Source organism: Nodosilinea sp. LEGE 07088 (genome assembly GCF_015207395.1).
GTDB lineage: Bacteria > Cyanobacteriota > Cyanobacteriia > Phormidesmidales > Phormidesmidaceae > Nodosilinea.
Window position 1 is genome coordinate 1 of the sequence record NZ_JADEWX010000157.1, and the last position, 14,234, is coordinate 14,234.

The following is a 14,234-nucleotide window of genomic DNA, read 5'->3' on the forward strand; positions in this document are numbered from 1 at the left end:
CCACATCGGTAATTGACGCGGCGATTCAGCACTGTGGGGAGCGGGAGTCGGTGTTTCGGCGGACAACGCTGGAGCGGTTTGTCTTCGAGCACGAGTTGGGGGTGCAGGGGTTTGAGGCAATTGAGGGAGCCATTGCCCACAGCCCTGAACTGCTCCAAGTTGCCGACGGCAAGTTCACCACCCAGGCGGCACTCAATCTGGAACTCAACACCATTCGCTTGATGCAGCAGGGACGGGGGCAGGTGGGCGCGATTGTCCCCAAAGGCACCCAGTTGGATGGTCTAACGAGCCACTCGCTGAATCCAGAGCAGCAAAATGCGGTGGAAATGGCAGCGACTACACCGGATACCGTGATGGCGTGGCAAGGGGTGGCGGGAGCAGGCAAGACCTATGCCCTGAGTGTTTTGAAAGAACTAGCCCAGGAACAGGGATATGCTATTCGAGGGTTGGCCCCAAGTGCAGAAGCCGCCCATGTATTAGGAGAATCGTTGAGGATTGAGACCACTACGGTAGCTGGGTTGCTGGTGTCCCAGCCGTTGGATGAACCACCCCAGCCGACGCTCTGGATTGTCGATGAGGCGGGGCTGTTGAGCATGAAGGATGCCCATGCCTTATTGCGACGGGCGGTACTGGAGCAGGCCAGAGTGTTGTTGGTCGGGGATACTCGGCAGCTTTCGGCAGTGGAAGCGGGCAATCCCTTTAAGAGTTTGCAGGCGGGCGGGATGACGACGGCTTACCTGGAGACCCATCGGCGGCAGCAGAACGGGGTACTGCGATCGGCTGTGGAGTTGGTGGCTCAGGGACAGGTCTCTGAGGGAATTGAACTGCTGGATCAGGCCGGGTGTATGAAGGAAGGGGTGCAGACCCAGGAGCGGATTCAGCAGGTGGCAGCAGATTATTTGGCGCTGGCAACAGAGGAACGGGAGGCCGCGCTGGTGCTGGCGGGAACGAATGCGGAACGGTTGGCTCTGACTCAGGTGATGCGATCGGGGTTACAGGATGAAGGAGCTTTGGATGCGGATGGCTTTGTGTTGCATAGCTTACGCCGCAAGGATCTGACCACAGCTCAGGCCAGTTACCTCAAGGCCTATGCACCGGGCGATGTACTAGTGCCGATTCAAGATTACCGGAAGCAGGGGTTGCTGAGAGGCGAGCAGTACCGCGTGATCGCGGTGAATGCCGAGGCTCAACAGGTAGTGCTGGAGACGCCGAGTGGATCAGTATTATCGGTCGATCCGGCAGCGTGCCCGCGCAAAACCGTTTATACGACTCAATCCGTTAAGGTGGCTGTGGGCGATCGCCTCCGGTGGACACGCAACAACTCCAAAGCCGGAATCCGCAATGGGCAGGGGTTTGTGGTGACGGGGCTGGACGCCGATGGGACAGCAGTGGTTCGAGATGGGGCGGGCCAAACCTCCACCATCAACCTCAGCGGGAATCAGTACATTGACTACGCCTGGGTAAGCACGACCTACAGCAGCCAGGGCAAGACGGCGGAGCAGGTGCTGGCCCTGTTGGGCGAAACGACAAATCGAGAAGCCTTTTATGTGGCGATTTCCAGAGCCAAGCGAGCGGTGACGTTGTACACCACTAGCCAATCCGATTTGGTGCGACTGGCCCAGGTATCGCGGGCCAAGGAGAACGTGAGTGACTACGTGCCCTTAACTCAACAGGTGATGACCTATGGACAGTATGAACAACGGGAACGGGAAGAACAGAAACCAGAACCCATCCCCGGATTTAACCCCAGAGCAGGGGGAGAGCGTATTGGCCAGTGTGTTGCAGAACAGCTTAGAGCCGCTGCGGGCCGAGATATGCGTGAATACGCAGCGGGTACTGCACCTCGAAGACCACGTCCAGACTTTGGGGGAGGATTTGGCGATGTGGCCGCAGCACTGGAACCAGAGCTTGGGATGCTTGGTCGCGCAATTGCAGCGTATCGTCAGAGACGAGACCTCCTCCGATGTGCAGGCGACCTTGCAGGAGCAGTTGCGGCGGTTAATTGCGGCGTTGAGCAGTTGGAACGGGCAGCTCAAGACCGAGTTGACCTTGTAGCAGCAGTTGATCGACTCGCTAGAGCGGTTGGAAGGACAGTTGGACGAGAGCCGCAAAGGGTAGATGCTCCAGAACCAACAAAGGTGAATTCAAGAGATTGGCTTATGGCAAGGTGGGAGCAGTATTCGACGGGTTTACCCTCAGCGAGTTTGGAGCTTCGAGTGGCGCAGCGGGCGTTGCAGGACGGGTGTTCGGCTAAGGAGGTGACACTGATGCTGGTAGCAGGGAGTGAGACAGTGAGGTTGATCTGTGAAAAGCAGGGCAAGAAAGACGCGATCGCATTTGCATCCCATATAACGAAGCTAGCAAATGCTGCTCAATTTGGAAAACTAGAAAAGGCAGGTCAGCAAAAAGGGCTAGACCTCGAAATAGGTGACTAGAGGACTCATCGAACTGCCTGGCTGGTTCGCTTAGCTAGGAAGACGCTAACAGGTCAAGGTGATTTTTTTGATTGAGCTGATTAATTGTACGCTCTTTAACATAGTCGGCGGCAGCGCGGGCCGCTTCAGCTAGCTTCACAGCTACTACTGGCAAAGCAGGCTTAGACTTGGCCGAAATGAGATATCCCAGCGATTGCCCTCATTCTCAATGATCAAATCATCCACGCCAGTTCACCGAGGGCATCAGGTTAAAACTACAACTCCCCCGCCATCGCTTATCCCCTCAGCAGCCTCAGTCCGTTTAAGGTCACTAGTAGCGTTGAGCCTTCATGGCCTAGCACCCCCGCCGGTAGCGTTAGTTCGCCAAGGAAATTGGCGATCATCAGCAGAACGATGGAGGTCAGAGCGATCGCGATATTTTGCCGAATGATGCGCCGAGAGCGCCTGCCAATGCGAATCGCCTGCTCTAGCTTCTCTAGGCGATCAGCTATTAGCACAATGTCAGCGGTTTCTAAAGCCACATCGCTCCCGGCTCCACCCATGGCAATGCCGACGGCAGCTTGGGCTAAGGCAGGGGCATCATTGATACCATCGCCGACCATAGCGACGGTGCTATATTTCTGCTGCAGTTGCTGAATCACGCTTACTTTGTCTTCCGGCAGGAGATTGGCGTAGACTGCATCAACCCCGGCGGTTTGGGCAACGGTTTGGGCCGTGGCGTCGTTGTCTCCCGTCAGCATGATGGTGGTGATGCCGAGTTGGCGGAGATTCTTGAGTAAACCGGCAGCTGTCGGACGCACTCGATCGGCCACGGCGATGAGGCCCAGAACCTGCTGCTGCTGGCTCACCCAAACCACGGTTTTGCCATTTTGCTCTAGGTGGTGGCTGGTCTGAACCAGCGCCGATGGCAGGGGGGGCTCCCACGGCAAGGTTCTTGGCGGATGGGTGGTCGTCATCGCTGTAGCTGAGTCCGCCAGAACGAACGTGGGTCTCCCGAGCCGCACGGGCACTCCATCTAGAGTTCCTGCAATGCCCTGGCCGACTTCAGCCTGCACCGCCTGGAGCGGCAACCGCGCTAAGTTCTGGCGTTGTGCCGCCTGCACCACGGCTTGCGCAACGGGATGTTCGGAATAGCTTTCCAAAGAAGCCGCTACTTGCAGCACCTGCTCAGCCGCCACACCCGGGGCCGGAATCAGATCGCTAACCTGAAGGATGCCAGTGGTCAGGGTGCCGGTTTTGTCAAAGGCGATCGCCTGCACCTGCCCGATGGTCTCCAACTGCGCCCCATCTTTGAACAAGATGCCCTGACGAGCCCCACGAGCAATGCCCGATAGCAGCGTCGGCATAATCGCCGCCATCAGCGCACAGGGCGACGCCACTACGAGAAAAACCAGCATACGGTAGAGGGTGGTTTCCCAGCTCCATTGCCACAGCAAAGGCGGCAGAATGGCCAGTAGCAGAGCCGCCCCTACAATGAGTTTGGCGTAGCCGCGCTCAAAGGTCTCTAAAAACTGCTGGGAGGGCGGAGCAGTGCTTTGGGCTTGTTCGACCAGGCGAATGACCCGCTGAATGAGACTGCTCTGGGGGGGCCTATGAAGTTCGACGGTCAACGCGCCACTGCCGTTGATGCTGCCTGCAAACACCTCATCACCGATCGCCTTTTCCACCGGAATGGACTCCCCCGTAATCGGCGCTTGATTGACCACGCTGTAGCCTTCCCAAATTAGGCCATCCGTCGGAATCAGCTCTCCCGGTTTGATCAAAATACGATCGCCCACCTGCAGCTGAGCTGTGGGCACCATATGCTCTTGGCTCTGAGTGATCGTTCTAGCGATATCTGGCGTCAACTGCATCAAGCTGCGAATATTTCGTTCCGTGCGCTGCATCGCAACACTTTCCAGTGCTCCGCTGATGGCAAAAATCAAGATCAGCACGGCACCATCCACCAGCAGGTAGTACTGCTGCTGCCACAGACCGAGAGTGGCAGCCCCCACTGCCGCCACAACCATTAACAGGTCCACATCTAGCTCGTGCTTCTGCCAGAGCGTCGTCAAGCCCTCGCGGGCGCTCTCGAAGCCCCCAATCACGTAAGCCGCCAACAATACCCAAATGCCAATGCTGACCCAGTTTCCTCCCAGGGCTAACCAGCCCAGCAGCGTTAGCAAACCGCAGCCCACCGCCGCGATCGCCTCAGGAAAGGTTTGCAGCCAGCGCCACCACGACTGCGAGCGAGGAACTGAAAGGGGAATTGCCATACCGTCTCAAACCGTTTCATCAAGCTATGAATGAGGATAAACATTGACATTGATGTTAAGGTCAAGGCTATGCTGACCATCAAACAACTCACCCAAGCTGTTGGCCAGGGCATTACCCCCCGCATGGTGCGGCACTATCATCAAATTGGCCTGCTGCCGTCCCCAACCCGTTCTAACAGCAACTATCGACTCTACAGCGAAGCAGATGTCCAGTGTTTGCGGCGCATTGTCGCGCTGAAGCAGCAGGGGTTTCAGCTGTCTCATATCGGGCAAATGCTGTCTGATCAGGCAGCATCCAATAGAGCCGATGCGCTCTTACCCCAATTTCAAAAGCAGTATCAAACCGTGTTGCAGCAGTTGATTAAATTGCGACAAACGGCCATGGCGCTGGAGGGGCTGCTGGGGCGCGATCGCGCCTGTCAGTCTACCCAAGCGGCGGCGATCGCCCAGCTCCGACTGTTAGAAACTGAAACCCAAGCGGCTCAATCTATCAGTGAGGCCCTCTGGGCCCATTTGGATGCCGCCACCGCCGACCATCCTGAAAATTTCTCCGAAGCGCTGCAGTGCTTGCTGCCCGATCTGTCCCAGCGACCCGAAATTGAAGTGGATGTTTTGTCCCATCTGGTGCTGGCCTGCGGGGATGTTAGCCTGGCGGCGTTCGCAAAATTTAGCAGCGACGCCATCAAAGCGGCCCGTGAGTCCTTGCAGGCAAGCTGTACGGTGGTCGGTGATGTCCCTGCCGTCACCAACACGCTTGATCAAACTCGACTCACCCATCTGGGTTGTCGATGGACGACCCTGATCGATAACCCCCACATCCATGATGCCGCTGATGCTGAGCACACCTTTTGGCAGAAACCCGACTGGCAAGACCGGCTGATGCCCCTGATTGAGGGGAACATTTGGGTGATCGGCTATGCGCCATCGGTCTTGATGAAGCTCTGTGCGGCGATCGCCCAGCACGAGCACCGACCGGCTCTGATCATCGGCTTACCTATTGGTTTCAGCCATGCCCCAGCGGCTAAGCGCCAACTCATGCAGTTGGATGTCCCGTACATCACCGTGGAGGGCACGCTCGGCGGCGGACTGCTTGCCGCTGTAGTCTTAAATCGCCTAGCAGCTTCCCTCATCGAAAAGCCTGACTGTCACTGTTACTTGCAAGGAAAATAGCTGAAGTAAGAAATCAGTTTTGATCAGATCGGAGTTGAGTACTTGTTGTATGGGTAAAGGTGGTCGATTACCAAAGGGCGTTGATCGATGCCCTCTTCGCCGCTCTCAAACGTGAAAGTGCTGGTGCCCAGATTTACCCTGTCAACTGTCCCCGTCAACCGCCTTCATCCAAATCCCTTTCCTCGGCTGATCCGTTTCCATATCAGCCACTCACCCTGCTGCCCACCAACAGCGAGCCATTCTCCGTTGAAGCTCCAGGCAAGGGTTGAGAAGCCCTGGGAAGCGCCTTTCAGGATCTGATTGATCTGTCGGGCCTTGCCCCAGAGGCAGATCCAGCCGTCTTCAGCGGCGGAGGCGAGGAGAGTACTGCCGGGTTGAAAGGCGATCGCGTTCACCCGCTGCTCATGTAAGTTGAGCACCTGGGCATCCCAGCCGTCGCTGGCGTCACTTTGTTTGCGCCAGACAATAATGTCGGTGCCGCTGGCGGAAGCGAGGAGGGGGGCTTGCCCGACAGTAATGTCAGACCAGGCGAGTTGGCGCACTTTGCCAGGAAAGCCGCGCATCTGCCAAGGGAAGTTGCTGTCAAAGGGCCACACGAGCAGTGTGTGATCCAAGTTGCCGGAGGCCAGGTATTGACCGTCAGGGGAGAGGGCGATCGCAACACTGGCGGCGGCAATTTCCCGCACAATCGGATCGGCGTCCCAGTCATCACTAGACCAGATTTTGACGCCCTGATGTCCGCTAGCAATCAGATGACTGCCCTGGGGATGCCAGACCAAATCAAGTACCGACGAGTTCTCGAACTGGAGTGTGGTGACGACTTCTTTCGCTTCAGCATCCCAGACTTGGGCATAGCGACCGAGGCTAAAGGCAAGTTCGTTGCGCCTGGGGTTCCAGGTGAGGCGATCTAACCAGGCGCGAGCGTGAGGGAGGACAACGGGTGGATCGGTTGGTGAGTGGATAGTCCAGATCAAGAGCTGGCCAGACTGTCCCCCGGCGGCGAGGTAGTGACCGTCGGCAGAAAAGGCCAGACAGTCAATGGATTGACCGTTGGCTTCCTGGAGGATAATCTCGGCCTGGGTTTCGGGATTGACCAGGAGGATTTCTCCGGCAGCGGAGGCGATCGCGAGGGAATCGCTGGGAGACCAGGCGATCGCGGTCACATAATCGCTCAGGGTGCCTCGCGATCGCTGCTTCAAGAAGGTTTGGGTTAGACCAGGCACGCGCGAAAGTCCTCCCGCAGCTGGGCTTCGTCCAGGTTGCGACCGATAAAGACCAGCTCGTTCTTGCGAGTTTCAGTCGGCTTCCAGGGGCGATCGGCCCGACCATCAAACAGCATGTGAACACCTTGGAACACAAACCGCTGATCTTCTCCGGCAATGTTGAGGATGCCCTTCGTCCGAAAGATATCGGGGCCTCGAGTTTGCAGCAGTTCGCTCAGCCAGGCGTTGAGTTTTTCGCCATCGAGTTCTCCTGCTTCCACCAGGGCAATAGAACCGACCGTGTCGTCATGCTCATGGGCATCTTCCCCCAAAAAGTCGGGATCAACTTCCAGCGCCCGATTTAGGTCAAAGGCATTGACACCGAGAATGGTATCCATCTCCACGGCCGCATCGCGGGTGCGGTACACCTTGGCCATCGCGTTCATGACGCGAATCCGGGATTCCAGAGCTTCCAGATCGGTCTCACTGACCAAGTCGGTCTTGTTGAGCAAAATCACGTCGGCAAAGGCAATCTGCTCCTGGGCTTCGTCAGCCTCCCAGTGGTCGTGGATGTGCTTGGCATCGACGACAGTCACCACCGCATCCAGGTTGAGCTGTCCCTGCATGTCTTCGTCTACAAAGAAGGTCTGAATGACGGGGGCCGGGTCGGCCAGGCCAGTGGTCTCAATCACCATGTGATCAAACTTGTCGCGCCGCTTCATCAGGTTGCCGATGATGCGAATCAGGTCGCCCCGCACCGTGCAGCAGATGCAGCCGTTATTCATCTCAAAGATTTCTTCGTCGGCATCAATCACGAGCTGGTTGTCGATGCCCACTTCCCCAAACTCGTTGACGATCACCGCCACCTTTTTGCCATGCTCGTAGGTGAGGATGCGGTTTAGCAGGGTGGTTTTGCCCGCGCCTAAGTAACCCGTTAGGACGGTCACTGGCACGGTGTCGATCGCGGTGTTGACCATGATGAATCACCAACAAGAATGATAATCATTACCAGTCTAATGCAAAATCCAAGCCAAGGTGAACTAACTTGTCCTAGGTTTGTTTAGACAGTTCTCGATACTGCAAAGGACTCGTTTGCAGCCTCTAATCGCTGTATGGATGCTATGAAACGAGATTTAGGTTGAAAAGAGCTGGCAGGTCGCTGGTGGTCTTTGACTGTTGGGATAATATGCAGAGGGTTGCCTGCGATCGGAGCAAATCAGGGTATACATGCAGAAACTCTCAGCCCATCTACCCTATTCAGGACAATATACGGAAACTCTCTCTAATAAAGTTGTTAGAAGCTCCAAGAGGCTCGAAGTTGGAACTGAAATTAAGAAAAAAATACAAGGCGATTATAAAGTCGAACCATAAAGCTTACCTTGCTGCACTAACGGAGCAGCAAAAGGCAACTGCAAATCTTGAAGGTAGATTTAAGAACCTTAGAAATAAGTTTTCTACCCAGTTGAGAAAGGAGAGCGGTTCAGCTAACTCAGTCAAGCTAATCTCGACGATAAGTAGAAATTTGTTTGGTCTTCAAGAGGACTTTATTCGCTTGTCCTTGCCTAGATACGAATTTCAGGCAGAGAAAGAAATAATAAATGAATATCTCGTCTCATTTCTTGAACAGCAAAGAACAACACAATATGCGGGAGAGTGTCAGTACTATGGTGAGACATTGTTAAACATATATCTAGACCTTTTTATTACCTTAACTTGCTCAAAAAATTCTAAAAATATTGAGCATAAGCCAGGATTTCTTATTAACCCAAAAACAGGGAACAACTTGGAGCTAGATGTGTTACTTGAAAATTTCTTGCTAGCATTTGAGTTTCAAGGTGAGTCTCATTATCGAGAGGAGAAGGAAAAAGAAAAGGACCAGGTAAAGCTTTCAATGTGTGCTGAAAACAAGCTTGTACTAATTCCTGTTAATATCTCTCAACTTAGCTCTACAAACCTTATGAAGCTAATCTGCAACTCAGTGAAAGATGCAATCGGTCTAGATGCCGAGGGCAAAGGCCTCATGCTACAGCGGAACAAAAACAACTTGAACTTACACAAAAAGCATTTGAACGCTTACATGAAAGCATGTCAACGAATATATTTAGCTTCAACACTTTTTCAAAGATCTTTAGAATGGGCAGATGATTACGCAAAAAGGTTCAGGGATACGCAGCAAAGTAGAAATCCTATTTCTAGTTCGACTGAAGCACCAAGGTTAAGCTTAAATGATAATGATATGTCCGTTCAAGAGCTGTATTACAACCTGAAATTCATAAAAGCTTCTACCAAGTCAAGCCAAAGACCGCAGCGAAGCTGTGCCCCTACTTGAGGCGTTACCTTGCTTCTATCATGGGGAACCCCGCGTTACTATCGGAGCTAGAAGCCATCATTCTAAGAGCCACTGACCCCCCTTACAACGCCCAGATTCCCCCTGAAAGGTGATGTGATGCAAGCCAAACTTCAAGAACAGCTTTCTCGCAACGATGCTGAAGTTATTTTAGGTCAATTGCCTGAGCGAATTCCGATGGCTCTAACTGAGCGTGCTGCTGAGATTGAGTATCCCATTGAAGCGGTGGTTGAGATGGCGATCGCGAGTTTTCTTGATTCAGAGGCGTTAGGCTTTGCAGATTGTAAGCCCGGCCGCGGCCAGTAGACTGTCGTAGATGGCGGTTGTGCTACCGCACAGGCTACCGCCAACGCACACTATAGCGATTCAACTGCAGCAGACAAACCGCAATACTTATTGCGTCGTTTCAAGTTCTTTACTACCGCTGACCTTCACCCTGTGAGGCCTGTTCCCTTCCTTCCTACAGAGCTACGGAGCCTAAAAACGGCCTGATGGTCTCTGCTACGGCCTCTCCATATTCCTCTGCTTGGCCTAAGGTGCCGGGTAAGCGGGTAGATTGCACCATAGGCAGCGCCACCATTGCCTCCATTTCAGCTTTGGAGGCGGGGGGAGCCTGTTCCGCTACAACGACCATCACCGGACAAGAGAGCGCCCCGATGGATTGCAGAAATGCTTCGCGGCTTTGCACCGGGTCAAGCCCGCCCGTGACAAAAGCGGCAGGAGCATAGCGGGCTCCGGGCTGCTGGGTGCTTTCGTGGCGCTGCTGAATGTAGTCTGGCGTCAGGCGCTGCTCATCCACAAAAACATGGCGACGATACATCCACTTCAGAAAGGCGGGTTGGGTATTGAGACCGTAGAGGGCCTGCCCCAGCAAAGGCGTTCTCACCAGTTCCTTGACCCCCGATCGCACCGCAGATGGCACTCCCATGACCGCCAGTGGCCCGCGCCAGGTGGGGGCAACCAGCACCAGTTTGCGGCAATTTTCCGTTTGATTGGCCAAGTTCAGTGCATAGCCAGCGGCATGACCCGCTGCCACCACAGTGACTGGCATCTCAAAAATTGCCGCCACAAAGTCCTGCAAAAACTGGGTATATAGCGCTGGGCCATAATCCAGGGGCAGGCGGTCGGATTCCCCAAAGCCGGGCCAGTCGAGGGCCGTGACTTGAAAATGAGGCATTAAGCCTGCGGCTAAATCCTTCAGTTCCGCCCGGTTCGAGACCGTGCTGAAGGCCGGTAGCAGTAACACCGGCTCCCCTCCGCTTACCGTTTCGTAGGTCACCGTCAGGGATTGACCCCGCCATTGCCAGCCATAGGTTTGCACCGTGCCGCCGAGCTGAGATTGCCGAGGGGACGCGGTGCGAGCGCGCTCTACTGTTCTGGCCATACTGATCCCTCCTTGCTGGTCGCGTCATTCGTTGCCGCTAAGAGTAGAAAATACCGATCATTGCTCAAGACTTTCTAAAACAAACACTCTCCTTAGTCTCTCTGTAAAGCAGTGTGTTTGGCGAGGCACTGATAAACCCGCCCGTTACCGCCGTAGCCAGGTGGCGACATCCTTGGCAAAGTAAGTCAAGATCACATCGGCTCCGGCCCGCTTGAGACCAGTAAGGGTTTCCATCACCACGGTTTGCTCATCAATCCAGCCTTGTTGGGCAGCCGCTTTGACCATGGCGTATTCGCCGCTGACGTTGTAGGCCGCCACCGGCAGAGTAGTGTGCTGCTTAATGCGCTGAATGATGTCCATGTAGGCCAGGGCTGGTTTCACCATGACGATGTCGGCTCCTTCGGTGATGTCAAGGGCCACTTCCTTCAGGGCTTCCTGGGCATTGGCGGGGTCCATCTGGTAGGTCTTTTTGTCACCAAACTGGGGGGCCGAGTCTAGGGCATCGCGGAAGGGGCCGTAGTAGGCGGAGGCGTACTTGGCGGAATAGGCCAGAATGCCCACGTTGATCCAGCCTTCGGCGTCCAGGGCGCGGCGAATCGCCCCAATGCGACCGTCCATCATGTCGGAAGGCGACACAAAGTCGGCTCCGGCTTCGGCATGGCAGAGGGCCTGCTGCACCAGCACCGCCACAGTTTCGTCATTGAGGATTTCGCCGTTCTCCACGATACCGTCGTGGCCAGCGCTGCTGTAGGGGTCGAGGGCGACATCGGTAAACACCAGCAGGTTGGGGATGGCCTGCTTAATCGCCCGCACTGCCTGGGGCACCAGCCCTTGTAGGTTGTAGCTTTCGGTCCCAGCGTTGTCTTTGAGATCAGGGGAAATAAGCGGGAAGAGGGCAATCCCAGGGATGCCTAGGTCGTAGGCGGCGGTGACCTCTTCCAGCAGTAAGTCTAGAGAGTAGCGGTAGCACCCCGGCATGGACGAAATGGCCTCTTTCTGCCCCTGCCCTGCCATGACGAACACTGGATAGATCAGATCATTGGTTGTGAGATGATGCTCGCGCACCATCCGTCGTAACCCTGCTGTGCGCCGCAGTCGGCGGGGGCGACAGGACATTATCGGTAGAGTAGAGGCAGCAGCTTCGGTAGCGACGTGAGGCGCGGGGGCAATTTCGGTAGAAGTCATGGCGAGGGAGGCGATACAATAATGATTATCATTCTCTAATTTACTGCAATGAAGGCCAAACTTACCCGAGGTCAGCAGTGGGTGTATGAACTGCTGAACAGCACGTCAACGGAAATCACGGCGCAGGAGATCTTTGCCCAGCTGCAAAACCAGGGGCGATCGCTGGGCTTGGCGACGGTGTATCGGGCGATTAAGGCGCTGCAACTGCGGGGGTTGGTGCAGGCGCGATCGCTGACCAATGGCGAATGGGTGTATCGGCTGGCGTCGGAGGATTGCCACTACCTGACCTGTTTAAACTGTGGGCGATCGGTGCCGGTGGAGGAGTGCCCGGCCCATGGGCTACAGAGAAAATTGGAGGAGAAGCAGCATTTCACCGTGTTTTATCACACTTTGGAGTTTTTTGGCCTCTGTGAACCCTGCGGCGAAACCCTGGATGCTGAAACGGTTTGACGCATTGATCCAGGCGATAGCAACGGTGATTTGCCGCACTCTAAGTAGCTATAGCGAACGTAAATAGATTCTAAATTTCAGGAATGATAATCATTCTTGTTTATATTATTAAGGTCGAATAATTTTTAGGTTCCCAATTACTCAAGGCAACCCTATGTCTTTGAACGTAAGTGCATCTCTAATTCAGCAGGCCGAAGCAGATCGAATTGACCTTAATGCTTTTGTTGACAGTATTCGAGAATCGCTGCCCTATGCCTGGGGCATTGCAGAAAAGCTGGCCCATAGTATCCATCAAGAGGGGATGGAGTGGGATAGCTATGCCGTCGCCCCGCCCAGTGAGCAGGCACGGGGGCAACTGCTGCGGATGATGGGCGGAGATGCGATTCGGAGTGCCGTCGAGAGTCACTTTGATGTGAAGCTGGCGTTTCAAAATTGTCACAAACTGGCGGCATTTCGGCGCGATCGCCTCGACTCCAAGGCTTACCGCGAGTTTGTCTCCATCAAAAGCCAGATTCTCAATCAAACACGTGAAATGAGAGACTGCTAAAACATCGCCGGGGAGTTAGAGGCTAAATCGGCACTAAATGATTCACTGCAGATGCCAACAGACTTCTCCATCCGGTTGATCAACTACCATCAAATCCCAGTATCTTGGCCACTAAAACCTGAGACCTGAGACCTACTCCCCATCGGCAATGCAGTTTATCAGCTTTTTTTCCATCGCCTTGAGATTCAGGTCGCGGCCAATGCAGACAAGTTGGGTACTACGTGGTCCTTTCCATTCGGAGTCTTCAAGCTGAAACCGCCTGCCTGTAAGCTGGAAAAAGTGGCGGTCGGGACTTTCTCTAAACCACAGAATCCCCTTCATGCGGAACAGTTCCGGTGGCAGGTGAAAGTCGAGGAACTGCTGGAACTTCCTTAGGGCGAAGGGCTGGTCAGAGCGAAAAGACATCGATACAAAGCCATCGTTATCCAGGTGGTCGGAGTGATGATGATGGTGTTCGTGGGGATGGTCATGGTCGTGATGGTGCCCATGGTGATCGTGGGCCTCGTGATGGTGATGCCCGTGGTCGTGGGCCCCGTGCTCGGAGTGATGGTCGTGGTCATGGGCCGCTTTTTCGGCATCGGCCTGAGCGACGGCTTGATACAGACCGCGATCGCCCACCTTCACATCGATGATCAGCGGCAGGGGTACCCGGCCATGCTGAGCATGAAGGATTTTGACATCTTCTCGGAAGGTGCGAATTCCGGCTTCCACAGCTTTTACACGCTCTGGTGAGACCAGATCAGTTTTATTCAGCAGCAGAATATCGCCGTAAGCGATTTGACTCATGACGGCCTGACTGTTAAACAAATCCGGTTCAAAAGTTTCGGCATCAACTACCGTCAGGATGGAATCAAGCCGGGTCAGCTCGCGCAGTTCGGTACCGAGGAAGGTGAGGGTAATGGGCAGGGGATCGGCAACGCCAGTGGTTTCAACGACGAGGTAGTCAATTCGGTCCCGCTTCTCCAGCACGCGATATACCGCCTGCATCAGGTCGTCGTTAATGGTGCAGCAGATGCAGCCATTGGTCAGCTCCACCATGTCCTGTTCAACGGTGACTAGAAACTGACTGTCGATGTTGATGTCGCCAAACTCATTCACCAGCACCGCAACGCGAAAGGCATCAAAATTTTGGAGGATGTAATTGAGCAGCGTAGTTTTGCCGCTGCCGAGAAAGCCTGTGATGATGGTGACGGGTAGGCGGGTGTCGGGGGTGTTGGGGGTTGTTTGCATGGGAGGAGTGAAGGTGGAGGGCATGGGGA

At 54.8% G+C, this 14,234-nt stretch carries 12 protein-coding genes and 1 pseudogene; 7 read left to right on the plus strand and 6 right to left on the minus strand.

All coding sequences use genetic code 11. The features are described 5' to 3' along the window. On the plus strand, positions 1-2,435 hold a 2,435-nt coding region (locus tag IQ254_RS24435), incomplete at its 5' end, for an ATP-dependent RecD-like DNA helicase (protein ID WP_193968764.1). A gap of 275 nt (positions 2,436-2,710) precedes the next feature. On the opposite strand, the gene IQ254_RS24440 is transcribed toward IQ254_RS24435, so the two are convergent. After that, positions 2,711-4,690 carry a heavy metal translocating P-type ATPase gene (locus tag IQ254_RS24440; RefSeq protein ID WP_193968765.1) on the minus strand — a complete coding sequence of 660 codons (1,980 nt, stop codon included), beginning with the start codon at positions 4,688-4,690 and terminating at the stop codon, positions 2,711-2,713. Positions 4,691-4,759: 69 nt separating this feature from the next. Here IQ254_RS24440 and IQ254_RS24445 point away from each other — a divergent pair, with 69 nt between their 5' ends. After that, the gene (locus tag IQ254_RS24445) at positions 4,760-5,860 is read left to right on the plus strand and encodes a precorrin-8X methylmutase (RefSeq protein ID WP_193968766.1); all 1,101 of its coding nucleotides are present in this window, start codon (positions 4,760-4,762) and stop codon (positions 5,858-5,860) included. Positions 5,861-6,024: 164 nt separating this feature from the next. Here the strand turns inward: IQ254_RS24445 and IQ254_RS24450 are convergent, their stop codons facing one another. Both IQ254_RS24450 and IQ254_RS24455 read right to left on the minus strand, forming a co-directional pair. Next, positions 6,025-7,083 carry a hypothetical protein gene (locus IQ254_RS24450; RefSeq protein WP_313887558.1) on the minus strand — a complete coding sequence of 353 codons (1,059 nt, stop codon included), beginning with the start codon at positions 7,081-7,083 and terminating at the stop codon, positions 6,025-6,027. Then, positions 7,071-8,039, minus strand: a complete 969-nt coding sequence (locus IQ254_RS24455) for a GTP-binding protein (RefSeq protein WP_193968767.1) — start codon at positions 8,037-8,039, stop codon at positions 7,071-7,073. The genes IQ254_RS24450 and IQ254_RS24455 overlap by 13 nt, the downstream gene beginning before the upstream one ends. A gap of 341 nt (positions 8,040-8,380) precedes the next feature. Between IQ254_RS24455 and IQ254_RS24460 the strand changes: the two genes are divergently transcribed. The 3 genes and pseudogenes from IQ254_RS24460 (at position 8,381) to IQ254_RS24465 (ending at position 9,715) form a co-directional block, all read left to right on the plus strand. Further along, entirely contained in the window at positions 8,381-9,391 is a 1,011-nt protein-coding gene (locus tag IQ254_RS24460; protein ID WP_193968768.1) for a hypothetical protein, read from the plus strand. Between the two features lie 26 nt (positions 9,392-9,417). Beyond that, positions 9,418-9,504 (plus strand): annotated as a pseudogene (locus tag IQ254_RS33900) (GIY-YIG nuclease family protein); the annotation flags it as partial. A gap of 4 nt (positions 9,505-9,508) precedes the next feature. After that, positions 9,509-9,715, plus strand: a complete 207-nt coding sequence (locus tag IQ254_RS24465) for a hypothetical protein (protein ID WP_193968769.1) — start codon at positions 9,509-9,511, stop codon at positions 9,713-9,715. 154 nt (positions 9,716-9,869) lie between these two features. On the opposite strand, the gene IQ254_RS24470 is transcribed toward IQ254_RS24465, so the two are convergent. Beyond that, positions 9,870-10,793 carry an alpha/beta fold hydrolase gene (locus IQ254_RS24470; RefSeq protein WP_193968770.1) on the minus strand — a complete coding sequence of 308 codons (924 nt, stop codon included), beginning with the start codon at positions 10,791-10,793 and terminating at the stop codon, positions 9,870-9,872. Positions 10,794-10,937: 144 nt separating this feature from the next. Then, the gene (gene hemB / locus IQ254_RS24475) at positions 10,938-11,909 is read right to left on the minus strand and encodes a porphobilinogen synthase (RefSeq protein ID WP_228041057.1); all 972 of its coding nucleotides are present in this window, start codon (positions 11,907-11,909) and stop codon (positions 10,938-10,940) included. Between the two features lie 117 nt (positions 11,910-12,026). On the opposite strand from hemB, the gene IQ254_RS24480 reads away from it, so the two are divergent. Together IQ254_RS24480 and IQ254_RS24485 are read left to right on the plus strand one after the other, a co-directional pair. Further along, positions 12,027-12,428, plus strand: a complete 402-nt coding sequence (locus IQ254_RS24480) for a Fur family transcriptional regulator (RefSeq protein WP_193968772.1) — start codon at positions 12,027-12,029, stop codon at positions 12,426-12,428. A 154-nt stretch (positions 12,429-12,582) separates the two neighbouring features. Next, the gene (locus tag IQ254_RS24485) at positions 12,583-12,975 is read left to right on the plus strand and encodes an SCO5389 family protein (protein ID WP_193968773.1); all 393 of its coding nucleotides are present in this window, start codon (positions 12,583-12,585) and stop codon (positions 12,973-12,975) included. Between the two features lie 132 nt (positions 12,976-13,107). Here the strand turns inward: IQ254_RS24485 and IQ254_RS24490 are convergent, their stop codons facing one another. Next, complete coding sequence (locus IQ254_RS24490; protein ID WP_228041058.1) at positions 13,108-14,229, minus strand: GTP-binding protein; 1,122 nt, start codon at positions 14,227-14,229, stop codon at positions 13,108-13,110. Positions 14,230-14,234 lie beyond the last annotated feature (5 nt).

What these genes read in the sequence shown, in the direction of transcription:
- IQ254_RS24445 (WP_193968766.1), top strand. Translation starts at nt 4,760, where the DNA reads ATGCTGACCATCAAACAACTCACCCAAGCTGTTGGCCAGGGCATTACC.
- IQ254_RS24440 (WP_193968765.1), bottom strand. Translation starts at nt 4,690, where the DNA reads ATGGCAATTCCCCTTTCAGTTCCTCGCTCGCAGTCGTGGTGGCGCTGG.
- IQ254_RS24490 (WP_228041058.1), bottom strand. Translation starts at nt 14,229, where the DNA reads ATGCCCTCCACCTTCACTCCTCCCATGCAAACAACCCCCAACACCCCC.
- IQ254_RS24480 (WP_193968772.1), top strand. Translation starts at nt 12,027, where the DNA reads ATGAAGGCCAAACTTACCCGAGGTCAGCAGTGGGTGTATGAACTGCTG.
- hemB (WP_228041057.1), bottom strand. Translation starts at nt 11,909, where the DNA reads ATGTCCTGTCGCCCCCGCCGACTGCGGCGCACAGCAGGGTTACGACGG.
- IQ254_RS24470 (WP_193968770.1), bottom strand. Translation starts at nt 10,793, where the DNA reads ATGGCCAGAACAGTAGAGCGCGCTCGCACCGCGTCCCCTCGGCAATCT.
- IQ254_RS24465 (WP_193968769.1), top strand. Translation starts at nt 9,509, where the DNA reads ATGCAAGCCAAACTTCAAGAACAGCTTTCTCGCAACGATGCTGAAGTT.
- IQ254_RS24485 (WP_193968773.1), top strand. Translation starts at nt 12,583, where the DNA reads ATGTCTTTGAACGTAAGTGCATCTCTAATTCAGCAGGCCGAAGCAGAT.
- IQ254_RS24455 (WP_193968767.1), bottom strand. Translation starts at nt 8,039, where the DNA reads ATGGTCAACACCGCGATCGACACCGTGCCAGTGACCGTCCTAACGGGT.